At 69.4% G+C, this 22,746-nt stretch carries 19 protein-coding genes; 11 read left to right on the top strand and 8 right to left on the bottom strand.

The window, feature by feature from the left end; genetic code table 11:
* The first annotated feature begins 45 nt into the window (after positions 1-45).
* The gene (locus FV233_RS02640; protein WP_147856475.1) at positions 46-411 is read left to right on the top strand and encodes a hypothetical protein; all 366 of its coding nucleotides are present in this window, start codon (positions 46-48) and stop codon (positions 409-411) included.
* A 58-nt stretch (positions 412-469) separates the two neighbouring features.
* Here FV233_RS02640 and purN read toward each other — a convergent pair whose 3' ends face one another.
* On the bottom strand, positions 470-1,120 hold the full coding sequence (gene purN / locus FV233_RS02635) for a phosphoribosylglycinamide formyltransferase (RefSeq protein ID WP_147856476.1): 651 nt from the start codon (positions 1,118-1,120) through the stop codon (positions 470-472).
* On the bottom strand, positions 1,120-2,187 hold the full coding sequence (purM, locus tag FV233_RS02630; RefSeq protein ID WP_147896524.1) for a phosphoribosylformylglycinamidine cyclo-ligase: 1,068 nt from the start codon (positions 2,185-2,187) through the stop codon (positions 1,120-1,122). The genes purN and purM overlap by 1 nt, the downstream gene beginning before the upstream one ends.
* Before the next feature lie 143 nt (positions 2,188-2,330).
* On the opposite strand from purM, the gene FV233_RS02625 reads away from it, so the two are divergent.
* The 5 genes from FV233_RS02625 (at position 2,331) to FV233_RS02605 (ending at position 11,175) form a co-directional block, all read left to right on the top strand.
* Positions 2,331-3,461, top strand: a complete 1,131-nt coding sequence (locus FV233_RS02625) for an AI-2E family transporter (protein ID WP_147856978.1) — start codon at positions 2,331-2,333, stop codon at positions 3,459-3,461.
* A gap of 20 nt (positions 3,462-3,481) precedes the next feature.
* A complete protein-coding gene (locus FV233_RS02620) occupies positions 3,482-4,192 on the top strand; it encodes a DnaA/Hda family protein (RefSeq protein WP_147896523.1) in 711 nt (236 codons plus the stop codon).
* Between the two features lie 91 nt (positions 4,193-4,283).
* Positions 4,284-6,839 carry an RNA degradosome polyphosphate kinase gene (locus tag FV233_RS02615; protein WP_147896522.1) on the top strand — a complete coding sequence of 852 codons (2,556 nt, stop codon included), beginning with the start codon at positions 4,284-4,286 and terminating at the stop codon, positions 6,837-6,839.
* Between the two features lie 270 nt (positions 6,840-7,109).
* On the top strand, positions 7,110-8,660 hold the full coding sequence (gene ppx, locus FV233_RS02610; RefSeq protein ID WP_147854833.1) for an exopolyphosphatase: 1,551 nt from the start codon (positions 7,110-7,112) through the stop codon (positions 8,658-8,660).
* Positions 8,661-9,078: 418 nt separating this feature from the next.
* Positions 9,079-11,175, top strand: a complete 2,097-nt coding sequence (locus FV233_RS02605; RefSeq protein ID WP_147896521.1) for a HAMP domain-containing methyl-accepting chemotaxis protein — start codon at positions 9,079-9,081, stop codon at positions 11,173-11,175.
* A gap of 55 nt (positions 11,176-11,230) precedes the next feature.
* On the opposite strand, the gene FV233_RS02600 is transcribed toward FV233_RS02605, so the two are convergent.
* Positions 11,231-13,558 (bottom strand): NADP-dependent malic enzyme, encoded by a 2,328-nt coding sequence (locus tag FV233_RS02600; protein WP_147896520.1) that lies wholly within the window; start codon positions 13,556-13,558, stop codon positions 11,231-11,233.
* Between the two features lie 78 nt (positions 13,559-13,636).
* On the opposite strand from FV233_RS02600, the gene FV233_RS02595 reads away from it, so the two are divergent.
* Both FV233_RS02595 and FV233_RS02590 read left to right on the top strand, forming a co-directional pair.
* Positions 13,637-14,314, top strand: a complete 678-nt coding sequence (locus FV233_RS02595) for a CatB-related O-acetyltransferase (protein ID WP_147896552.1) — start codon at positions 13,637-13,639, stop codon at positions 14,312-14,314.
* Entirely contained in the window at positions 14,311-14,568 is a 258-nt protein-coding gene (locus tag FV233_RS02590) for a DUF3297 family protein (RefSeq protein WP_147853288.1), read from the top strand. Before FV233_RS02595 ends, FV233_RS02590 begins: the two co-directional genes overlap by 4 nt.
* Here FV233_RS02590 and FV233_RS02585 read toward each other — a convergent pair.
* Genes FV233_RS02585 through aspS form a run of 4 tightly spaced genes read right to left on the bottom strand, consistent with a single transcriptional unit; the run spans position 14,532 to position 18,670 of the window.
* Positions 14,532-14,861 carry a hypothetical protein gene (locus tag FV233_RS02585; RefSeq protein ID WP_147853289.1) on the bottom strand — a complete coding sequence of 110 codons (330 nt, stop codon included), beginning with the start codon at positions 14,859-14,861 and terminating at the stop codon, positions 14,532-14,534. The two genes, FV233_RS02590 and FV233_RS02585, sit on opposite strands and share 37 nt — an antisense overlap.
* Complete coding sequence (locus tag FV233_RS02580) at positions 14,858-15,934, bottom strand: acyltransferase (protein WP_147853290.1); 1,077 nt, start codon at positions 15,932-15,934, stop codon at positions 14,858-14,860. The genes FV233_RS02585 and FV233_RS02580 overlap by 4 nt, the downstream gene beginning before the upstream one ends.
* Positions 15,934-16,803, bottom strand: coding sequence for a glycosyltransferase family 2 protein (locus FV233_RS02575; RefSeq protein WP_147853291.1), 870 nt, complete (start codon positions 16,801-16,803; stop codon positions 15,934-15,936). Before FV233_RS02575 ends, FV233_RS02580 begins: the two co-directional genes overlap by 1 nt.
* Positions 16,804-16,825: 22 nt before the next feature.
* On the bottom strand, positions 16,826-18,670 hold the full coding sequence (aspS, locus tag FV233_RS02570) for an aspartate--tRNA ligase (RefSeq protein ID WP_147853292.1): 1,845 nt from the start codon (positions 18,668-18,670) through the stop codon (positions 16,826-16,828).
* A 133-nt stretch (positions 18,671-18,803) separates the two neighbouring features.
* On the opposite strand from aspS, the gene FV233_RS02565 reads away from it, so the two are divergent.
* Together FV233_RS02565 and rnd are read left to right on the top strand one after the other, a co-directional pair.
* A complete protein-coding gene (locus FV233_RS02565; protein WP_187277613.1) occupies positions 18,804-19,220 on the top strand; it encodes a hypothetical protein in 417 nt (138 codons plus the stop codon).
* Positions 19,221-19,282: 62 nt separating this feature from the next.
* A complete protein-coding gene (gene rnd / locus FV233_RS02560) occupies positions 19,283-20,470 on the top strand; it encodes a ribonuclease D (RefSeq protein WP_147853293.1) in 1,188 nt (395 codons plus the stop codon).
* A 338-nt stretch (positions 20,471-20,808) separates the two neighbouring features.
* On the opposite strand, the gene FV233_RS02555 is transcribed toward rnd, so the two are convergent.
* Positions 20,809-21,495 carry a DUF2490 domain-containing protein gene (locus FV233_RS02555; RefSeq protein WP_147853294.1) on the bottom strand — a complete coding sequence of 229 codons (687 nt, stop codon included), beginning with the start codon at positions 21,493-21,495 and terminating at the stop codon, positions 20,809-20,811.
* A 296-nt stretch (positions 21,496-21,791) separates the two neighbouring features.
* On the opposite strand from FV233_RS02555, the gene FV233_RS02550 reads away from it, so the two are divergent.
* Positions 21,792-22,079 (top strand): hypothetical protein, encoded by a 288-nt coding sequence (locus FV233_RS02550; protein ID WP_147853295.1) that lies wholly within the window; start codon positions 21,792-21,794, stop codon positions 22,077-22,079.
* Positions 22,080-22,746: the final 667 nt, after the last annotated feature.

Here is a 22,746-nt window from a genome sequence, read left to right as displayed (position 1 = left end):
CAACGGCCGAGGTTAATTGACCCTCAGCCCTGGACCGCCAAGACCATGACGATGCGCCGCCTGCCCCTGCTGATCGCGTCCGGCCTGATCGCGATCGGCGCGACCGCCGCCCTCGCGGGCGGATCCCCGGCCCCGTTCCAGCAGTACGAGCCGGATCCGGCGCTGAAGACGGCCACGAAGGCCAGCCTCGAAGGCCGCGTGCGCCACGCCTGCACGGTCGTCCAGGCCCGGCTGACCAGCGCCCCCGAGGCGTCCCTCGAGCGTCCCTGCGGCTGCTACGCCCGTCAGACCCTGCGCAGCCTCGACGAATCCGAGGTCGAGGCCTACCGCACCACGGGCTACTTCAACGATTCCGCCCGCGCCAAGGCCCTCTCGGCCCTCGACAGCTGCAAGCTGCAGCGGCCGATCTGACCCTCCCGGGGCGCTGCCCCGGACCCCGCCGAAGGGACTTGTCCCTTCGGAATCCCCGTTACAGGCTGAACAGGACGCCGTCCGGTGCCGCGTCGGCGATGACGACGCGATCGCCCTCCAGCCGGGCGTGTCCGCCGGCCACCAGCGCCAGCACCGCGGGATAGAGCCGCCGCTCCTGGACGATCACCCGGTCGGCGAGGCTGTCCGGGTCGTCGCCCTGGCGTACGGGGATCGCGGCCTGCGCCACGATCGGCCCGGCATCGAGTTCGGGCACCACGAAATGCACCGTGCAGCCGTGCAGTCGCACGCCGGCGTCGAGCGCCTGCTTGTGCGTGTGCGTGCCCTTGAACAGCGGCAGCAGCGAGGGGTGGATGTTGAGCATCCGCCCGGCCCAGCCGGCCACGAAGTCCGGCGTGAAGATCCGCATGAAGCCCGCGAGGCAGACGAGGTCGACGTCGGCCGCCCGGAGTTCGGCGTCGAGGGCGGCATCGAAGCTGGCCCGATCCCGGAAACCGGTGTGGTCGATCGCCCGGGCGGGGATCCCGGCCGCCGCCGCCCGCGCGAGGCCGGCGGCGTCAGGGCGGTTCGACAGGACCAGCACGATCTCGGCCGGATAGGCCGGATCCTTCGCGGCCTCGATCAGCGCGACCATGTTCGAGCCGCGGCCCGAGATCAGGACCGCGACGCGGGTCTTGCCGGTGGCGGCCATCAGAGCGCGAGGCGTCCGCTGAAGGTCACGGGCTCGGGGCCGCGCGCGGTGATCCGGCCGAGGCGCACCGGCGCCTCGCCGGCCCGGGTCAGGGCCTCGTCGACGTCGTCGACCGCGTCGGCGGCGGCGATCACCACCATGCCGATGCCGCAGTTGAAGGTCCGCAGCATCTCCGCCTCGGCGACGCCGCCCTCGCGGGCGAGCCAGCCGAACACCGCAGGCGGGGTGATGGCGTCGAGGTCGATGGCGATGCCGACATCGTCCGGCAGCACCCGGGGCAGGTTGTCGGGGAAGCCGCCGCCGGTGATGTGGGCCAGCGCCCGGATGCCGTCGGTCGCCTCCAGGGCGGCGAGCAGGGGCTTCACGTAGATCCGGGTGGGCTCCAGCAGGGCGTCGCCGAGGCTCCTCGACGGATCGAACGGGGCCGGCGCATCCCAGCCGAGGCCGGTCTTGGCGACGATCCGGCGGACCAGCGAAAACCCGTTGGAATGGACCCCGGAGGAGGGCAGGCCGAGCACCACGTCGCCGGGCCGGATGCCGGGCTTCGGCAGCAGCGTGCCGCGCTCGGCGGCGCCGACCGAGAAGCCGGCGAGGTCGTAGTCCGAGCCGTCGTAGAGGCCCGGCATCTCGGCGGTCTCGCCGCCGATCAGCGCGCAGCCGGCCTGCCGGCAGCCCTCGGCGATGCCGCGCACGATGTCGGCGCCGACGCCGGGCACCAGCTTGCCCGTCGCGTAGTAGTCCAGGAAGAACAGCGGCTCGGCGCCCTGGACCACGAGGTCGTTGACGCACATCGCCACCAGGTCGATGCCGATCGTGTCGTGGCGCCCGGTCTCGATTGCGATCTTGACCTTGGTGCCGACGCCGTCGTTGGCCGCCACCAGGATCGGGTCGCGGAACCCCGCGGCCTTCAGATCGAACAGGCCGCCGAAGCCGCCGATCTCGGCATCCGCCCCCGGCCGCCGCGTCGAGCGCACCAGCGGCTTGATCGTCTCCACCATGGCGTTGCCGGCGTCGATATCGACGCCCGCCTCCGCGTAGGTCAGTCCCTGTCCATCCTTGGCGGTCATGCCAGCGTCGTCCCGGTCATCATCGGGTCCGCTCTAGCGGCTTCCAGCGCGCCGCGCGAGTCGGCTGGCGCGCCTTGATCGAGGCGGGCCCGATCTCCACTCTGCGACGGGGCGTGCTATGCGGCCCGTGGGGGGACGACAACATGCGCGCACGGGCTGTCATCGGGCTGGGGGCCCTCGTCGCCCTCGGCCTCCTGGTCTACCTGCTGCGCGAGGTGATGCTGCCGTTCGTGGCCGGCATCGCGCTGGCGTACCTGCTCGATCCGCTGGCCGACCGCCTCGAGCGCCTGGGCCTCGGCCGCCTCGCCGCGAGCCTGCTGATCCTGGCGCTGTTCGTCGTGGCGCTGATCGTGTCGCTGCTGATCCTGATCCCGCTGACGGCCAACCAGGTCGCGGGCCTGGTGAACGCGCTGCCCGCGATGGTCTCGCGGCTCCAGGGGATCATCGCCGAGCGCGCCGGGCCGCTGCTGGAGCGCGTCGGCGGCGACAACGTGCTGACCGAGCTGCAATCCTCCGTGGGCACGCTGGCGAGCCAGGGCGGCGCGTGGCTTCTCGCGTTCCTCAAGTCGATCTGGTCCGGCAGCCAGGCGCTGATCTCGATCGCGTCGCTGCTGGTGGTGACCCCGGTCGTGGCCTTCTACATCCTGGTCGACTGGGATCGGATGATGGCGGCCCTGGACAACTGGGTGCCGCCCCGGCACCGGGCGACGGTGCGCGACCTCGCCCGTCAGATCGACGGCGCGATCACCGGTTTCGTGCGCGGTCAGACCCTGGTCTGCCTGATCCTCGGCAGCTTCTACGCCGTCGGCCTCTGGCTGGTCGGGCTCAATTTCGGGGTCCTGATCGGGCTGATCGCCGGCCTCCTGACGTTCATCCCGTATGTCGGGACGCTTACCGGCTTCATGCTCTCGGTCGGCGTCGCGCTGGTGCAGTTCTGGCCGTCCTCGGACTGGCTGCACCTCGGGCTGACGGTGGGGGTGTTCCTGATCGGCCAGTTCCTCGAAGGCAACGTGATCGCGCCCAAGCTGGTCGGCGAGTCCACTGGCCTGCACCCGGTCTGGCTGATGTTCGCGCTGCTCGCCTTCGGAACCCTGTTCGGCTTCGTCGGCCTGCTGCTCGCGGTGCCGGTGGCGGCCTCGCTCGGCGTGCTCGTGCGCTTCGCCCTGAAGCGCTACCTCCAGAGCCGCCTCTATCATGCCGAGCAACCGGTGCTGATCGACCTGAACGACGAGGCCGGCCGGACCTTGACCGCCACCTCGACGCGGTCATCCTGAGCGATCGATCTGGGCACCCCATGCGCGAAAACGCACCACCCCGGCAACTGGCCTTCGACCTGCCGCTCGATCCCCGCTACGGCCGCGAGGACTTTCTGGTCGGGCCGGCCAACGAGGCGGCCTACGCCCTGGTCGAGGCCTGGCCGGACTGGCCCGACAGCGTGCTGGTGCTGACCGGCCCCTCGGGCAGCGGCAAGAGCCACCTCGCGGCGATCTGGGCCGAGCGCGCCCATGCCTGGACGGCCGCCGCCTCCGAGATCGGGGCGGACGCGGTCCAGCACCTCGTCTCGAACGGCGCGCTGGTCATCGAGGATATCGACCGCGCGGAGGGGCGGGACGAGGCGGCCCTGTTCCATCTGCTCAACCGCGCCCGCGAGCGGGCCTGCCCGGTCCTGCTGACGAGCGCCTCCGGCATCGACGCCCTGGGCCTCGCGACGCCGGACTTGCGCTCCCGGCTGCGCCTGGCGCCCAGCATCGCCATCGAGGCACCGGACGACGCGCTGCTGCGCGCCGTCCTGGTCAAGCTGTTCGTCGACCGGCAATTGGTGGTGGATCTCAGCGTGATCGAGGCGCTGGCGCTGCGGATCGACCGCTCCCTGGGACGGGCGCGGGATATCGTCGCCGAACTCGACCGAGACGCGCTCGGACGCGGACGGCGGATCAGCCGCCCCCTGGCGCTGGCCGTGCTACGCCGCATGGGCTTCGACGACGAGGTCGATCCGGAGGCGTAGAAGCGGAAACCCGTGGCCGTCACGAAAGCGTCGTGAAAGCTACGGGTGTAGAATGGTAGACGCGCCGGCATCGGCAAGGACAGGAATCGGAATGGAATCGACGCAGAAGCCCATGGACCGCGACGCCGCCGACGAGGCCGCGGAGCCCCGTCGGCCCGACGCGACCGATCCGGCCCCCCGCCGCGCCGCCGTCAGACGCGCGCCGGCCGACCGCACGGCTGCGTCGCGCGTACCACCCGAGGACACAGCCGATTCGAGCGCACCGGCCCCGGGTCCGCGCGCTCCCGGCTCTCGTACGGCCTCGCGAAGCGCGGCCGCCAAAAGCGCAACCGTGAAGAAGGCAGCGGTGCCGAGCGACGCCCGACCGAATGCGACGGCCGCCGCCGCAAGCGGTGCAGCCGCCGAGACGAAGCCTGTACCGATCGACACCGCCGACGAATGGCCTGCCGTCCCGGCGGCACCGGCGGAGCAGCCGGCCGGCGCGGCGCGGGAACCCGTGGTCGAGGCCGGACGCTCGCTGCGTCATTCCCCCGAGCGCTTCGTGAACCGCGAGTTGTCCTGGCTGCAGTTCAACCGCCGGGTGCTGGAGGAAGCCTCCAACCCGAACCATCCGCTGCTGGAGCGCCTGCGCTTCCTGTCGATCTCGGCGAACAATCTCGACGAGTTCTTCATGGTCCGCGTGGCCGGCCTGATCGACCAGGTCCGAGCCGGTCTGACGCTCCCGTCCCAGGACGGGCTGACGCCGTCCGAGCAGCTGAACCGGATCGGCATCGAGGTGGCGCGGCTCGCCGCCGACCAGCAGGCGCGCTGGCGCCAGCTGCGCGTGGAGCTGCAGGCCTCCGAGATCGAGATCGTCGAGCCCGCCGCCCTCACCGCGGACCAGGCCGCTTGGCTGGAAGAGTACTTCCTCAACCATGTCTCACCGGTCCTGACGCCGCTCGCGATCGATCCGGCCCACCCGTTCCCGTTCATTCCAAACCTCGGCACCACCATCGCGCTGGCGCTGGTGCGGCCGCGCGACGGCCGGCTGCTGCGCGCCCTGATCCGGGTTCCCGGCGTCATCGACCGGTTCGTCCGCCTGCCCACCAGCGAGAGCGAGACCGCCGCGCGCCTGATCTCGATCGAGCAGGTCATCGGAATGTTCACGGGGCGGCTGTTCCCGGGCTACCTGGTCAAGAGCAGCGGCGCGTTCCGGGTGGTGCGGGATTCGGATCTCGAGATCGAGGAGGAGGCCGAGGATCTCGTCCTGCATTTCGAGACCGCGCTGAAGCAGCGCCGCCGGGGCGTCGTGATCCGCCTCGAAGTCGAATCCGGCATGTCGGAGGATCTCCGCAGCTTCGTGGCCGACGAGCTTGAGATCTCCGCGGACGCGATCTTCCTGATCGAGGGCATGCTCGCCCTCAACGAGCTGTCGCAGGTCGTCGGGATCGATCGGCCGGACCTGAAGTTCAAGCCCTACAACCCGCGCTTCCCGGAGCGGATCCGGGAGAGCGGCGGCGACGTGTTCGCGGCGATCCGCCAGAAGGACTTCATCGTCCATCACCCCTACGAATCCTTCGATTCGGTTGTGCAGTTCCTGGCCCAGGCGGCCCGGGACCCGAACGTCGTGGCGATCAAGCAGACGCTCTATCGCACCTCGTCGAACTCCCCGATCGTCGCGGCGCTCGCGGAGGCCGCCGAACTCGGCAAGTCGGTCACCGCGCTCGTCGAGCTGAAGGCGCGGTTCGACGAGGAGGCCAACATCCGCTGGGCGCGCAACCTGGAGAAGGCGGGCGCGCAGGTGGTGTTCGGCTTCGTCGAGCTGAAGACCCACGCCAAGCTGTCGCTGGTGGTCCGGCGCGAGGGCGACAAGCTCGTCACCTACTGCCATGTCGGCACCGGGAACTATCACCCGATCACGGCGCGCGTTTACACGGACCTGTCGTTCTTCACGGCCGACCCGGCGATCGCCCGGGACGTCTCGCGGATCTTCAACTTCATCACCGGCTACGCCGAGCCCGCCGAACTGGAGCGGATGTCGGTCTCGCCCCTGACGATGAAGAACCGGCTCTTGGAGAACATCGAGGCCGAGGTCGCCCACGCCAAGGCCGGCCGGCCGGCGGCGATCTGGATCAAGTGCAACTCGCTGGTCGACGCGCAGATCATCGACGCGCTCTACGATGCGTCCTCGGCCGGTGTGCAGATCGATTGCGTGGTGCGCGGCATCTGCTGCCTGCGGCCGGGCATCCCGGGGCTGTCCGAGACGATCCGGGTCAAGTCGATCGTCGGGCGCTTCCTGGAGCACGGGCGGATCTACGCCTTCGGCAACGGCGTCGGGCTGCCGCACCCGAAGGCGACGATCTACATCTCGTCGGCCGACCTCATGAGCCGGAACCTCGACCGCCGGGTCGAGGCCATGCTGCCGATCACGAATCCCACCGTGCACCAGCAGGTCCTCGACCAGATCATGCTGGCCAACCTCCTGGACAACCGTCAAAGCTGGCGCCTGCTCGCCTCGGGGGGCTGCGAGCGGATCCAGCCCGCGGACGGCGAAGAACCGTTCAATGCGCACAAGTATTTCATGACGAATCCGAGTCTTTCCGGCCGGGGCAAGGCCTCGAAGAAGTCGAGCCCGCGCGCTCTGAGCCGTCGGGCTCAGCGCGCTTAAGTACACAGGCCGATGCGCAGGACGCTCGACAGGTTTCGAGACCGTGTTGTGCGGTTCTGCGTCCGGAAAATCCGTCCGGCAAAATGGCCGGGCGGACGAAACGTTGCCCTGCCGGCCCGATTGGGCTTAGAGCTTGCGCCGTCGCCAGGGATCCCGGTTCCGCCGCGAGCGCAGCGTATCATCGACGTGGAGCCGATCTTGGTCGCGGCTCCGGAATGCACGCGCGGCCCGCCGGTCCGGTCGGCCACGCTCCATCAAGGACTCGGACGTTTGGGCAGCCCTCGCGCCAACCTCACCCTCGCGCATTCCGCCGACCGGCCTTCGCGCGATCCGCGGCCGCCGGTGGCGATCATCGACATCGGCTCGAACTCGGTGCGGCTAGTGGCCTATGACGGCCTGAGCCGTGCGCCGACGCCCCTCTACAACGAGAAGGTCCTGTGCGGCCTGGGCCGCAACGTCCTGACCACCGGCCGGCTCAACGAGGACGCGGTCAACCGGGCGCTGACCGCCCTGGGACGATTCCGCGTGCTGTGCGAGACCATGCGGGTCGGCCGGGTGTTCGTGCTGGCGACGGCGGCGGCCCGGGACGCCGAGAACGGGCCGGACTTCCTGCGCGCCGCCGAGGCTGCCTGCGGCCAGGAGATCCAGCTTTTGTCGGGGCGCCGTGAGGCGGAGCTGTCCGCAATGGGCGTGATCTCGGGCTTTCACGCGCCGGACGGCGTCGTCGGCGACATGGGCGGCGGCTCCCTCGAACTGGTGGACGTGCGCGGCACCGTGGTCGGCCAGGGCGTGACCATGCCGCTCGGCGGCCTCGCCCTGCAGGACCTCTCCGGCGGGTCGATCAAGAAGGCCGCCAAGATCGTGCGCGAGCACATGCGCAAGGCCGAGCCGCAGCTCGAGACCCTGCGCGGCCGGACCTTCTACGCCGTCGGCGGCACCTGGCGCGCCCTGGCGCGGCTGCATCAGGCCGCGCGCGGCTACCCGGTCCACGTCATGCACGGCTACGCGGTGGAACCCACCGACGAGATGAGCTTCCTGCAGATCGTCGAGCAGACGGATGTCGGGCTGCTCCAGGACGTCGAGACGATCTCGGAGGCCCGCCGCCCGCTCCTGGCCTACGGCGCCGTGGTCCTCGAAGAGATCATCCGGGTCGGACGCCCGCGGGAGGTCGCGATCTCGGCCTCCGGGGTTCGGGAGGGCCTGCTGTTCGAGCAGCTCGACCGCGACACGCGTCTGGTCGATCCGCTTCTCGCCTCGGCGGCGGAGTTCAACGCCCTGCGCGCCCGCGCGCCGCGCCACGGCGAGGAGCTGATCGCCTGGACGGACCGGTTCGTGGCGACGCTGGACGGCCCCGAGACCGCGGACGAGCGCCGCCTGCGCCATGCGGGCTGCCTCCTCTCGGATGTCGGCTGGCGTGCGCATCCCGATTACCGCGACGAGCAGAGCATTGCGGCGATCCAGAACGCCGCCTTCGTGGGCGTGGACCATCCGGGACGGGCCTATCTCGCCCTCTCAGTCTCGCTCCGCCACAGCGGCCTGGCTCCGGAAAAGGCCAACCCGATCCTCAGGACCGTGGCGGGTCCGCGCCTGTTCGAGCGGGCCCGCCTCCTCGGCGCGATGCTCCGGGTGGCGTTTCCGATCTCGGCCGGCATGGACGGCGCGCTCACCCGGGCGCCGCTCCTGGTCGAGGACGGCCGCGTCACGCTGCGGATGCCGCGGGATTGGGCCGCGCTGGCCAGCGACCGCCTTCTGAACCGGGTGCGCGCGCTCGGCCGGGTGGTCGGGACGGACGGTCGCATCGAGATCGACGCCGCCACCTGACCCGTCGCGCCTAACTCGTGAGGCGCGACCTCTGGAGAGCGGGATCGGGCGGTGGCGCGCCGCAGCGGCCTGATACGCCAGCCCGCGTCCGGGGGCATGTCCGGATGGGCGGTCCTGTCATCGTGTCGCGGAGGGCGGCCAGAAGGCGCTGCTTGTGACAAACGTGCAGCATTGCCGCTGTGATAGTGAAGGGATGTGGCCCAGCAAAAAATTCTCTTCTGCGATTCAATGATGTTTCAGCAATCCTGGACTATGCGATGTCGGCTAAATGGAAACTATAGGTTATTTCATTTTAGTTTTTATATTACGATAACAATTAATATGGCAGATTAAGCATTTTAGTACGATACGGTGCATCGAGATTCGATTTTAGGTATCATGATCTCCAGAGGCCGGGCGCGGCCATTGGATTTTGATCATGCGTTGGCTTGGACGGTTCTCGATAAAGACGCTTTTGTGCTTGGTGATCGCCGCTCTGGCGGTGATGTTGCTGAGCTATACGACCAGCGCGCTCATCGATGCGCGCACGCAGGCCGAGCAAGCCGATCGGGCCGTCACCCTGGCCCATGCGAGCCGGCGCCTGCTCAAGACGATCCTGCCGCTGCGTCTCGAACGCGGCTCGACACTTGCCCTGGGTAGCCAGGAGCCGGCCGGGCCGAACACGCTGTCGGCGATCGCGACGAACCGGCAGGCGATGATCGAGAGTTTCGCCAGGGCCCAAGACCTCCTGCGCCAGCAGGACGTCCCGGCGGTGACCGCGACAGTTGCACGGCTGAACGCGGCGCACGAGGCTGTGAACACGCTGCGCCCCCGGATCGACGCCGCCCTGCGCCTCCCCAAGGATCAGCGCGACGCGACGCTGATGCCCGCGATGCTCACCGCCTATCAGGAGCTACTCGATGCGCTGACCGCCACCACGGACGCCGTGGACGGCGCCATCCCCCGTTCGGACGCCGATTTGCAGCGCTATCTGGGCCTCAAGCGCGCAGCTTGGGCGTCGCGGGTCGCGATCGGGAACGTCGCCCTGCGGGTTCAGACATCCCTGGCGGCCGGAACCTCCTGGACCCTGCCGGAGACCGTCGCCGCCGCGGAGGAACGCGCGCGGCTGCAGACCGCCTGGGCCGCCACCACCGAGGCAGCCTCTTCCGTCTCGGATAAGGTTCGGTCCGCGTTCCGGACCGCCGACGCCCAGAACTTCCAGGGCGCGAACGCGGCCATCGCGAAGGCTGTGTTCGATGCCCTCAGCCAGGGAACGCCGCCGAGCGTGACGTTCCAGGAGCTGCGGCAACGGAATACCGAGACGCAGGCCACCATCGTCGATCTCGCGTACGCGAGCCTCGACGATATGATCGGGCACGCCGAACTCATGGCCGATGCGGCTCGCGGCATCCTGATCCGCAACGTCGCCGCCCTCGCGGCGGTCGTCCTGCTGGTCGGCTTGGGCCTCGTCGTCATCTTCGTCGGCGTGCTGCGGCCGATCCGGACGATGTCGGCGACGATGCGGGAGCTGGCCGCAGGCGACGCCACCGTGGAGGTGCCGGTCGGGCTCTATCGCAACGAGTTCGGGCCGGTGGCGGCCGCCGTGCAGGTGTTCAAGGACAACCTGATCCGGACCCGTCAGCTCGAAACCGAGGCCGCTGAGGCCCGGATGGCGGCCGAGGAGCAACGCAAGGCTGGCATGCGCCAGATGGCCGAGGCCTTCGAGACGGCGGTCGGCGGCATCATCGGGCAGGTCTCGTCCTCGGCCGCCGAGCTGCAGGCGACCGCCCAGACCCTGACGGCCACGGCGACGCAGACGGCCAGCCAGTCCACCACGGTGGCCGCCGCGGCCGAGCAGGCGGCCAGCAACGTCAACACCGTAGCGGCCGCCTCGGAGCAACTGGGTTCCTCGGTCCAGGAGATCGGCCGACAGGTCGACGGGTCGGCCAAGCTGGCGCTGGGGGCGGTCACCGAAGCCGGGCAGACCGGCGCGCTGGTGCAGGAGTTGAGCAGCGCCGTGGCGCGGATCGGCGACGTGGTCGGATTAATCTCGAACATCGCCGGTCAGACCAATCTGCTGGCACTGAACGCCACGATCGAGGCGGCCCGGGCCGGGGAGGCCGGGCGCGGCTTCGCGGTGGTCGCCTCGGAGGTAAAGGCGCTCGCCGAGCAGACCGCGAAGGCGACCGAAGAGATCTCCGGCCAGATCGCGCGGGTGCAGGCCTCGACCGGCCAAGCCGTGACGGCGATCGGCACGATCACGGCGCGGATCCAGGATATCAACGCCGTGGTGACCTCGATCGCGGCGGCGGTGGAGCAGCAGGGGGCCGCGACCCAGGAGATCGTCCGCAACGTCGGGCAGGCGGCGGCGGGCGCCGGGGAAGTGACCAGCAACATCGCCGGGGTCGCGAGTGCCGCGGAGGAGACCGGGAAGGCGGCGAGCCAGGTGCTCGGCGCGGCCACCGACCTGTCGCGGCAATCCGAACACCTCACCGCCGAGGTGTCCCGCTTCCTCGACACCATCCGGGTGGCCTGAAGGCACGACCCCGAACGATCCCGGCAGCCGGAGCCGCCGGGATAAGCCGCTCCGTTTACTCCGAGATCATCCCGGCGCCGGCCTCGCCCCCGGGCAGGGGCGCCGCCTCGGATTGCGCCTCGACCACGGCGGCGGCGGTGACGTTGACGATGCCGCGGGCCGTGACCGACGGCGTCAGGATGTGGGCGGGCTTGGCCGGACCGATCAGCAGCGGCCCGACCGGCAGCGCGTCCGCCAGGACCTTGGCGAACTGGAACGCGATGTTGGCCGCATCCAGGTTCGGGAAGATCAGGACGTTGGCCGCGCCCTTGAGGCGCGAACCCGGCAGCACCCGGTCGCGCACCAGTTCGGAGAGCGCCGAATCCGCCTGCATCTCGCCGTCGACCATCAGGTCCGGGTCGCGGGCCTGCAGGAGCGCCAGCGCCTCCCGCATCTTCATCGCCGAGGGCGAATCCGACTGCCCGAAATCCGAGTGGCTCAGCAGGGCGATCTTGGGCGTCAGGCCGAAGCGGCTGACATGGCCGGCGCAGGCCTGGGCGACCTCGGCGATTTCTTCCGCCGTAGGGTTCTGGCGGACATGGGTGTCGGCCAGGAAGTACGCGCCCTCGCTGGTCACGATCAGGCTCATGGCGGCGCACTGGGCGATGCCCGGCGCCAGCCCGATCACGTCGCGGATGATCCTCAGCCGGGTCTCGAACCGGCCCTCCAGGCCGCAGATCAGGGCGTCGGCCTCGCCGCGGCGGACCGCGATCGCGCCGATCACGGTGTTGTTGGTGCGCACGAGGGTGCGGGCCGCGTCCGGGGTGATGCCGCGCCGGCCCGCGACGTCCAGGTAGGTCTGGACGTAGGCCCGGTAGCGGGGATCGTCCTCGGGATCGATCAGCTCGAAGTCGCGACCCTCCTGGATCGAGAGGCCGAAGCGCTTCAGGCGCGATTCGACCACGCGCGGGCGCCCGACCAGGATCGGGAACGCGACCTTGTCCTCCACGATCGCCTGGACGGCGCGCAGGACCCGCTCGTCCTCACCCTCAGCGTAGATCACCCGCTTGGGGTCGGCCTTCGCCTTCGAGAACAGCGGCTTCATGATGAGGCCGGACCGGTGGACGAACCGGTCGAGGCTGTCGACGTAGGCGTTGAAATCCGTGAGCGGCCGGCCGGCGACGCCGGAATCCATCGCGGCCTTGGCCACCGCCGGGGCGATGCGCACGATCAGGCGCGGGTCGAACGGGCTCGGGATCAGCGATTCCGGGCCGAACGGCCGTGCCTCGCCGCCATAGGCCCGGGCGACCACGTCGGAAGGAGTCTCGCGGGCGAGCGCCGCGATCGCCTTCACGGCCGCCTGCTTCATCTCCTCGTTGATGCTGGTGGCGCCGACGTCGAGCGCCCCACGGAAGATGTAGGGGAAGCACAGGACGTTGTTGACCTGGTTCGGGAAGTCCGAGCGGCCCGTGCAGATCATCGCGTCGGGACGCTTGGCCTGCGCGAGGTCCGGCATGATCTCCGGATAGGGGTTGGCGAGCGCCATGATCAGCGGCTTGTCCGCCATCTTCTCCAGCAGCTCGGGCTTCAGGACGCCGCCGGCCGAGAGGCCGATGAACACGTCCGCGCCGGGGATCACCTCGGCCAGCGTGCGGGCCTCGGTCTCCTGGGCGTAGACGTCCTTCCAGCGGTCCATCAGCTCCGGGCGGCCCTTGTAGACCACGCCCTTGATGTCGGTGACCGTGATGTTCTCCCGGGTCGCACCGAGCGAGACGAGCAGGTTGAGGCAGGCCAGCGCCGCCGCGCCGGCGCCGGAGGTGACGATGCGGACATCCGAGAGCGCCTTGCCGGCGAGTTCCAGGCCGTTGAGGACAGCCGCCGCCACGATGATCGCGGTGCCGTGCTGGTCGTCGTGGAAGACCGGGATGTTCATCCGGGCCCGGCACTGCTCCTCGACCTCGAAGCACTCCGGCGCCTTGATGTCCTCCAGGTTGATGCCGCCGAAGGTCGGCCCGAGCGCGCAGACGACATCGACGAGCTTGTTGACGTCCTTCTGGTCGACCTCGATGTCGAACACGTCGATCCCGGCGAACTTCTTGAACAGGACCGCCTTGCCCTCCATCACCGGCTTGGAGGCGAGCGGGCCGATATCGCCGAGGCCGAGGACGGCGGTGCCGTTGGTGAGCACCGCCACGAGGTTCTGGCGGATCGTCAGTTCGGCAGCCTGCTGCGGGTCGTCGTAGATCGCCATGCAGGCGGCTGCGACGCCGGGCGAGTAGGCGAGGGCGAGGTCGCGCTGGTTGCCGAGCGGCTTGGTCGCCTGGATCTCCAGCTTTCCGGGCTGCGGCAGGCGGTGGTAGACGAGCGCCCCGGCCTTGAGGTCCTCGGACATGTTATCGGCCATCGCTCACCTTCCAGCTCGCCCGCTTTCCCGGAGACGACGCGGTCGCGCACCGCGCCGGATCCCATCGTGACCGGTCTGTTGCACCGGCTGCGTAGGGGGCGCAACCCGCATAACGAGACGCGGATCCACCTCGCCGCGCTGGCGCGCGCGCACGGCTTCTCCATAGGCGCTTACTCGTACGGGCGTCCCAAAGTGCGCTTCCCGGAGAGCGGCCGTCGCCTGACGATCGGCCGCTATTGTTCCATCGCCGACAAGGTCGAGATCCTGCTCGGCGGCGACCACCGGCTCGACTGGGCCTCCACCTACCCGTTCGCGGCGATGCGCCGCCTGTTCCCGGATGCGCGCGCCCCGGCGGATTACCACGCGTCGCGCGGCGACGTGGTGATCGGGCACGATGTCTGGCTCGGGTCCGGCTGCATGATCCTGTCCGGCGTCACGGTCGGGCACGGCGCCGTGGTGGCGGCGCGGGCGGTGGTGACCCGGGACGTGCCGGCCTACGCGGTGGTCGCCGGCAACCCGGCCCGGGTGGTCCGCCGCCGCTTCGACGAGGCCACCGTGGCGGCGCTGGTGGAGACCGCCTGGTGGGACCGGCCGCACGCGACGGTGACGCGGCTGGTGCCGCTGTTGCAGAGCGGGCAGATCGCCGACCTGCTCGCGGCGTTGCGCGCCGAGCCGGATTCCCGTACCGGCGAGCCCTTCGCCCTGCCGGACGCGCGCGGGGCCGCACACGAAACCGACCCGAGATCCGGACGATGACCGACACGCCTCCCGACCGCCTGGCCGCGAACCCGAACAGCCCGTTCTACGACGAGGCCATGCTGGAGCGCGGCGTCGGCGTGCGATTCAAGGGCGTCGATAAGACCAACGTCGAGGAATATTGCGTCAGCGAGGGCTGGGTCCGCCTCTCGGCCGGCAAGACCCTCGATCGGGCCGGCAACCCGATGACCGTGAAGCTGAAGGGGACCGTCGAACCCTACTTTCGCGAGCCCGAGGCCGAGGTCGAGGCTTGAGCCTCTCGTAGAGTCAGTGCCGCGCTGAAGTTCTTCAATGCCCCCAGGACCAGCGTATGAACCTGATCCGGAGAGCGGGGCGCATCGATGATCAGGCTCGTCAGGATGTCATTGCGCCGGGCGCGCTGCTTGGCGGTTCGTGCATGGTTCGACAGACGCAGGTGCCAGGGGCTCTTAGATAGCGCGAGATAGAGGCTGTCACCGCGCTCGTTCCGGGCGACGATGGCGAAGCCCTCGGCCTCCAGAAGCCGCGCCGCAAGGGCCAGCGCGGCCGATGGGGGGAGGGTGCTCACGGCCCGGCAGGCTCGATCGTGCCGAGGCTGCGTCGGCCGAGCGCCCGCGCCTTGAGGGCCAGTGCCGGCCGTTCGATGCCGTACCAGGACAGCGCCGCCACCGGCAGCGTCACCGCGAGCGCGGGAGCGAGCAGGGCGAGGCCGGAGGGCTCGGGCCAGAGGGCATGCAGGCTCTGCTGTATCGGCCAGCCGTAGAGATAGATCCCGTAGGACAGGTCGGCCCTCGGATCGAACAGGCCGCGCGCCATCGGCCCGAGGGCGAGCCACACGGCGCCGTAGGCTTCCGCCAGGAACAGCAGGGTCGGGTAGGCCGGCGTTCGGGCGAGGAGCGTGGCCGCGACGGCCAGGCCGGCGAGGACGACACTCGAGACGCGCAGGCTGTCGCGACACAGATACAGTCCGGCGCCGGCCGAAAAGATGAGCGGCAGCCGCAGGGCCGTCTCCAGACCCTTCGGCAACTCGGGGCCACGCCAAGCTGTGGCGGCCGTCAGGGCGACGGCGAGCCCCGCGACGATCAAGAGCACCGGGATCCGCCGGCGGAGGAGGCCGCACAGGGCGGCGAGCAGCACGCCCAGGTAGCAGAGAGACTCGTATTTCAGGGTCCAGATCGTGCCGAGCGGCGCCCGATACGGGTTGGCCTCGAAGACGCCGGGCAGGGCGGCGTTGCTCTTGAAGGCGGTCAGCGTCCCGCGCACGAACGACCAGACGGCGGGATCGCGCAGGTACTCGCCCAGCGGCAGGCGCGTCATCGCGGCTCCGAGGAGCAGGGAAACGACCATGGTGGCGGCGACGAAGCCCGGGAGGATCCGCAGGGCGCGGGCAAGCGTGTAGTCCCGGAGCCCGCGCCGATCGCAGCTCATGGTGACGAGAAACCCCGAGACCGCGAAGAAGCCGTTCACCGCGTGCTCGCCCAGGGTGTAGCCGGTGAGCCGCGCCAGCGGCTCGTCGCCCGCGGCCCCGGTGGCGACGCTGAAGGCATGCGAGACGACCACCGCCAGCGCGAGAACCAAGCGCAGGCCGGTGAAGCCGTTGCGGCCGCGCGCCAGGGCGGTCGCGATCGTGAGGCCGGCCATCAGCGCAGCCCCTCGCGGGCCAAGGCGTCCCGGCCGCGCAGGAAGGCGAGGGCGCCGGACGCGGAGCCGCCGTACCGCTCCAACCCGGACCGGCGCAGGACGAGCGCCGAGAGGCCGGCCTTCGGCAGGTTGGTCATGAGGTGGGACACGCTCGGGTCGGGCAGGCCGTATTTGCGGCTGACATAGGCCCGCGACCAGGCCTGATGCCAGCGCGAACGGAAAACCCGTCCGGGCTCCGGCGCCGACGAGCGACCGCGGCCGTGCAGCGCCACAGCGCCGTGGACATGGACGAGGGCGCGGCCCGCATCCGCCACGCGCCGACAGAGGTCGTCGTCCTCGTAGAACAGGAAGATGTTCGGGTCGAAGCCCCCGAGGTCGAGGAACAGGGCCCGCGCGATCATCAGGCAGGCCCCGGACAGGAACGGGGCGCAGGCATCGCCCTCGGGCAGGGCCGGGCGTCCGCCCGGGTTGGGAAGGTACGGCGCCAGCAGTGAGCGCGCCTGGTAGAAGAACCGCCCGTCCGGCTCGACCAGGCGCGGCGCCAGCAGGCCCGCATCCGGCCAAGCGGCGGCCGCCGCCAGCAACGCATCGACGGCTCCAGGCTGCAGGACCACGTCCGGGTTGACGACGAGGACCCGCTCCGCCGTCTCCGCCGCGGCGACGCCGATATTGTTGGCGCGGCCGTAGCCCTCGTTGCGGGGGTTGCGGATCACCCGCGCGCCGGCGGCCTCCGAGACTGAAACGGAGGCGTCCCGGCTGGCGTTGTCGACCACGATCGCCGGCACGTGCTGCCGCGCCAGTGCCGCCAGACAGGCCGGCAGCACGTCGGCGCTGTCATGGGCGACGACGACCGCGACGAGGCTCGCCACGGCGCGACCGGTCCGCCTGCGCTTACGCCTTCTTCTCGGGCAGGTTCAGGCGGATGTGCAGCTCGCGCAGCTGCTTGGGCGTGGCCTCGGAGGGCGCGCCCATCATCAGGTCCTCGGCGCGCTGGTTCATCGGGAACAGCACGACCTCGCGGATGTTCGGCTCGTTGCACAGGAGCATGACGATGCGGTCGACTCCCGGGGCGATGCCACCGTGCGGCGGGGCGCCCATGCGCAAGGCGTTGAGCATGCCGCCGAACTTCTGCTCCAGCACCTCGTGGCCGTAGCCCGCGATGGCGAAGGCCTTCTGCATCACGTCGGGGCGATGATTGCGGATCGCGCCCGAGGACAGCTCGATGCCGTTGCAGACGATGTCGTACTGGAACGCCTTGATGCCCAAGATTCTTTTTGTGACTTCGCCGTCCTGGCCCTCTGTGGCCAGGGCATCGAGGTCGAGCGCCAAAAAGTCCTCGCGGTCGATGTTCGGCATCGAGAACGGGTTGTGGGAGAAGTCGATCCGCTTCTCCTCTTCGCTCCACTCGTACATCGGGAAGTCGGTGATCCAGCAGAACGCGTACTGGTCCTTGTCACAGAGGCCCAGTTCGTCGCCGATGCGGATGCGGGCCTTGCCGGCGAGCGCCGCCGCCTTGGCCTCGGTCCCGGCGGAGAAGAACACCGCGTCGCCCGCCTTGGCGCCGGTCTTCTGCGCGATCAGGGCCTGGACCTCGGCCGGGATGAACTTGGCGATCGGCCCCTTGCCGGTGAGCTGGCCGCCGTCGTCCTCGAACACGACGTAGCCGAGCCCGGGCGCGCCCTCTGAGCGGGCCCAGTCGTTGAGCTTGTCGAAGAACGAGCGCGGCTGCGACGCGGCTCCGGTCGCCGGGATCGCCCGGACCACGCCGCCGGCACTGATGACGCCCTTGAAGGCCTTGAACGCCACGTCGTCCCGGGCGAACTCGTCGGTGACGTCGGCGATGATGAGGGGATTGCGCAGGTCCGGCTTGTCGACGCCGTACTTCAGCATGGAATCCGCGAAGGTGATGCGCGGGAACGCCTTGGTGACGCGCTTGCCCTCGGCGAACTCTTCGAAGACGCCGCGCAGGACCGGCTCAACCGCCTGGAACACGTCCTCCTGGGTGACGAAGCTCATCTCGATATCGAGCTGGTAGAATTCGCCCGGCGAGCGGTCGGCCCGGGCGTCCTCGTCGCGGAAGCAGGGCGCGATCTGGAAATAGCGGTCGAAGCCCGCGATCATCGTCAGCTGCTTGAACTGCTGCGGCGCCTGCGGGAGCGCGTAGAACTTTCCGGGATGGACCCGGGACGGCACGAGGTAGTCGCGCGCGCCCTCGGGCGACGACGCGGTGAGGATCGGTGTCTGGAACTCGAAGAAGCCGCCGTCGCGCATCCGGCGGCGCAGCGCGTCGATGATCGCCCCGCGCTTCATGATGTTGGCGTGGAGCTTGTCCCGGCGCAGGTCGAGGAAGCGGTACCGCAGCCGCGTCTCCTCCGGGTATTCGAGATCGCCGAAGACCGGCAGCGGCAGCTCACCGGCCGGGCCCAGCACCTCCAGATCGTCGATGTAGACCTCGACCGCTCCGGTCGGCAGCTCAGCGTTCTCGGTGCCGGCGGGCCGGGTGCGCACGCGCCCGTCGATGCGCACGACCCATTCCGAGCGCGCGACCTCTGCGGCCTTGAAGGCGGGCGAGTCGGAATCGACCACGCATTGCGTGAGCCCGTAATGGTCCCGCAGGTCGATGAACAGCACGCCACCATGGTCGCGGATGCGGTGGCACCAGCCGGAGAGCCGGACGGTCTGTCCGACGTCGGACGGGCGGAGCGCCCCGCAGGTGTGGGAACGGTAACGGTGCATGACGGGCTTCTTCTCTGGGAAGGCCGGCACCATTCACGCGAGGCCCCCCAAGTCAAGCACGCGACGCCGGAAACCCGTGCCGAACCGGGCCGCCGACCTACCGGACGGGACCCGCGATCCCCATATGATGTCCATGAGCCAAAACGCTTTTTCCGTTTCTGTCGGCCGGCCCGCCGGGCCCGTCGAAAGCCCGTCCGGCGCTTGGCGCACACTGCCGCTCGCGGGGCATTTCGACCTGGTCTACGAGGACGCGACCGGTGCCTGGAGCAACCGCTCCCTGTCGGCGCGCGAACTGAAGCTCGGTCCGGGCCGGACGCTTCTGGGCGGCGTCGACGCCCGCCGGGGCGGCTATCGCGGCTTCCGGGTCGACCGGATCCGCCGGCTGACCGACGGCGCCACGGGCGAGCGCATCGAGACCGGCATCCTCGACCGCTTGCTCGGGCGCGCCGATGCCCAGCGCCGGGCCGACGCGATGCGGATCCGCCGGCAGGCTCAGGCGCGACGGCGAACGGCCTTGGCGGACCGACCGGGCGCAATAAGGACCGTGTGAAACATGGGGACCTTCACGCAGGCGTCTCCCCATGACGGCGCCGGTTGCGTATAGCCGGGTTCATGGACCTGATTACCACCACCGCCGCGCTGCACGACGTCTGCTCGCGTCTCGCCGAGCAACCCTTCGTGACCGTCGACACGGAGTTCATGCGCGAGACGACGTACTACCCGAAACTGTGCCTGATCCAGATCGCGGCACCGGATGGGACCGGCGTATTGGTCGATCCCCTGGCGGCGGGCATCGACCTGCAGCCGTTCATCGACCTGATGGCCGACGAGCGGACCGTGAAGGTGTTCCACTCGGCCCGCCAGGACCTCGAGATCATCTGGCTGATGGGCGGGATCCTGCCGCAGCCGTTCTTCGACACGCAGGTCGCCGCCATGGTCTGCGGCTACGGCGACTCCGTCTCGTACGAGCAGCTCGTCAACGACGTGGCCAAGGCCAAGATCGACAAGTCCTCGCGGTTCACCGACTGGTCGCGGCGCCCGCTCTCCGAAGCCCAGCTCAGCTACGCCCTCTCGGACGTCACCCATCTGGTGAAGGTCTACGAAGTCCTAGTCGCCGAGTTGCTGCGCACCGATCGCGGCGCCTGGCTCGATGAGGAGATGGCGGTTCTGACTTCGCCGGAAACCTACCGGGCCGACCCGGCCCAGGCCTGGCGGCGGCTTTCCGGACGGATGCGCAAGCCCCGTGAGATCGCCGTGCTGATGGAGGTGGCGGCCTGGCGCGAGAGCGAAGCGCAGACCCGGAACGTCCCCCGCGGGCGCGTCCTGAAGGACGAGGCGGTGATCGACATCGCCTCGGCGGCGCCGCGCGGTGCCGAGGCCCTGGGCCGGCTGCGGACGATCCCGGCGGGGTTCGAGCGTTCGCGCACCGGAGCCGACATCCTGGCGGCCGTGGAGCGCGGCCTCACCCGGGACACCGGTGACATCCGCATACCGGAGCGGATGCGCCGGAGCGGCGGCAACGGTGCCATCGTGGAATTGCTGAAGGTGCTGCTCAAGGCGGTGTGCGAATCCGAGGCCGTGGCGCCCAAGATCATCGCGACGGTGGACGATCTGGAGGCCATCGCAGACGACGACACCGCCGAGGTCGCCGCTCTGCAAGGCTGGCGCCGGACCCTGTTCGGCGACAAGGCCCTGGCCCTGAAGCAGGGCCGCTTGGCCCTCTCGGTCGAGCACGGCCGCATCGTGGTCCGGGAGCTGGAGCCGACGAACGCGGCGGATCAGGCGGGCGTCGACGGCTAGGGTTTCGGACGGGCGCTGCGACGGTGTTTGCTGCAACGGGTGCAGCCAGCAAGCGGCCACGCTTTCCCAGGCCGGTCCGAAAACGGCCCGGTCGTCCCGGGATCACGGCGGAAGGATCTCCCTTCGCGCCTCGTCCACCGCCTACAAGCCGTGTGTCGGGCTGTGGCCCAGGCTAAGGCTGGCGTGCGGCCAGACCTGCCCGGGGCGTCTGAATCGATCGATCCCAGCGACGATGCGTTTGGCCGGTGGCTGCATCCAAACCATCGGGCCCGGCCCGAACTTGTCCGATCAGGTCAATCTGACCGACGAGCCAAGAAATCCCCTGCGCCGCGGGCGATCTAGTTCCGCACGAACAGGTTCAGCGACAGGATATGGTCGACTGCCACGCCGCTGCCCGGCGCGCTGGCGGTTTGGTTGAGGTAGCCGATCTCGACCGTCGATCGTCCGCCGATCGGCACTTCCAGCCCCACGAAAGTGCGGATCCGATCGAAGCCGGCCCGCGCACCCCAATCCGTATCGTTCAAGGCCAAGAACGCCTCCGTCCAGCCAAGAGCTGCGACGCTTGTCGTCGCCTGCGTCAGCGGCACGGCGAAGCGCAGATTCTCGCGCAGGCGGAAGCCGACATCCCGGCCGGCCGATTGCCACCGTTGCTCGAAGCGCGTGCGGGACGAAACCTTCACGCCGGAGACTGTGCCGATCTGCCAGTTGATCTCCTGAAAGCTCCGATCCTCGGTCCCCACCCCGCCGGGCATCCCGTGGTCTTCGACGTAAGCGTAACCCTGGTAGAGGGTGAGGCCGTTGTTGACCTTCCAGCCCAAGGCAGGGCGCAGCAGAAGCTGGTCGAGCTGGGAGATGCCCTTGCCGAAGCGGGGTTGAACTTCGGCGAAGTATGCGACGTCGCCGAATGAACCGAACAGGGTTGTATTCAGCCAGAGTTGCCCGTCGTGAACGGTCTCGGCAACGGCTCGCGCCCCCGATGCGACAAGGAACAGGGCCGCCAGGGCCAATTGTGTGCGCCCGATCACGATCGTCCTTCACGCACGATGCGGGTCGGTCGCCTTCGCGGACCTCCCTCCGAGGTCCGATTGTCCGGGACGGCGCATCGTCGTCAAGCTCGCGACGACGACCTTGGCCATTGGAGGGATTGCAGACCTTCTCGTCGGCCCACACTCGCCACCTCAAGGAGCGCCGTCGAAACGCCTGCCGATCGACACAGCAGCCGGATCGCGAAACTATCCGGTCACGAGGGCGTGACACGTCGCGGTGCTAGGATTAAGTGGCAAGCGACATTGCCACTTAATCCTAGCACCGCGTCACGCGTATGTTCGAACCGAACGAGATCCTGACGACGCTGACGGGGCGCGGCCTCGTCACGGCCGAGGGATGCCAAAGCGTTCGTGTCCGCTACCGTGTCGTCGTGGAGCGAAGGCAGGGCGGCGTGTTCGCCTACGGCGATCTCCACGGCAGCCATGCCGGCCTGAGACCGATCTGGCTCGAACCCGATGCCCAGCTCCGTCTCAAGACCGGCCGCCGCCTCGACATCTCCCTTACGGACCTCGTCGGGGACAGCGCCGAATTCGAGAGCATCGGCGACGTCGGCGCGCTGTGAGCCCCTACAACCAAAGTCGCAGCCTGCCGGCAACGCTGGCTGACCAAGGGTTCGTAGCGGAGCCCAGCCGTCGTGCACCGAGTGGTTCCCGACCTAGCCTGAAGACGCAGATGCCGGCTGAATAGCCTGCCTGGCCCGCGTGACTGTTCCTCAATCCAGCTGCTCGAACTGAGTCGGGACGATTCGGCAATCACAGCCTCGTGAGGATGGCGTGCGGCGGGTTCCAAAACGCCGCATCCCACCCGTGCGGCGAGAGGGCGCACAGTGTTCAACCTTTGAAAACGCCGTCGTTTCCCAAGCTCGGCCATTTCGCACCGCGATTGATCTAGCTCTCCGCACGCGCGCCGAGTGACGATCACGGTCAAGCTCATCAAGCAGTCCAAGCATAATGGAACTGGCAACACCGCCCGGGCGTGCAAGAACTGCATGGACAGCGTGCTCGGCAGCCCGAGATGGGCCTAAATAGCCGCAGCCTGTTTTGTGCAGCGCAGCATTTCGCGCCGCATAGCAATGACATTCACGCGTGTTTTGTTACGCGAAAAGAAGCTTTCACCGTGTCCCCACGGCTCGGCAACATCGAGTTGACGGCGCTCAAAAATCTCTTAAGGTCCGGGCAAGCTTCGGTTTCGAGGGGGCCGCCTCAGGGATGGCGGCTCCTGGCGAAGAG

The organism is Methylobacterium sp. WL7 (genome assembly GCF_008040085.1).
Classification (GTDB): domain Bacteria; phylum Pseudomonadota; class Alphaproteobacteria; order Rhizobiales; family Beijerinckiaceae; genus Methylobacterium; species Methylobacterium mesophilicum.
This window is presented reverse-complemented; position numbering and strand designations above follow the sequence as displayed.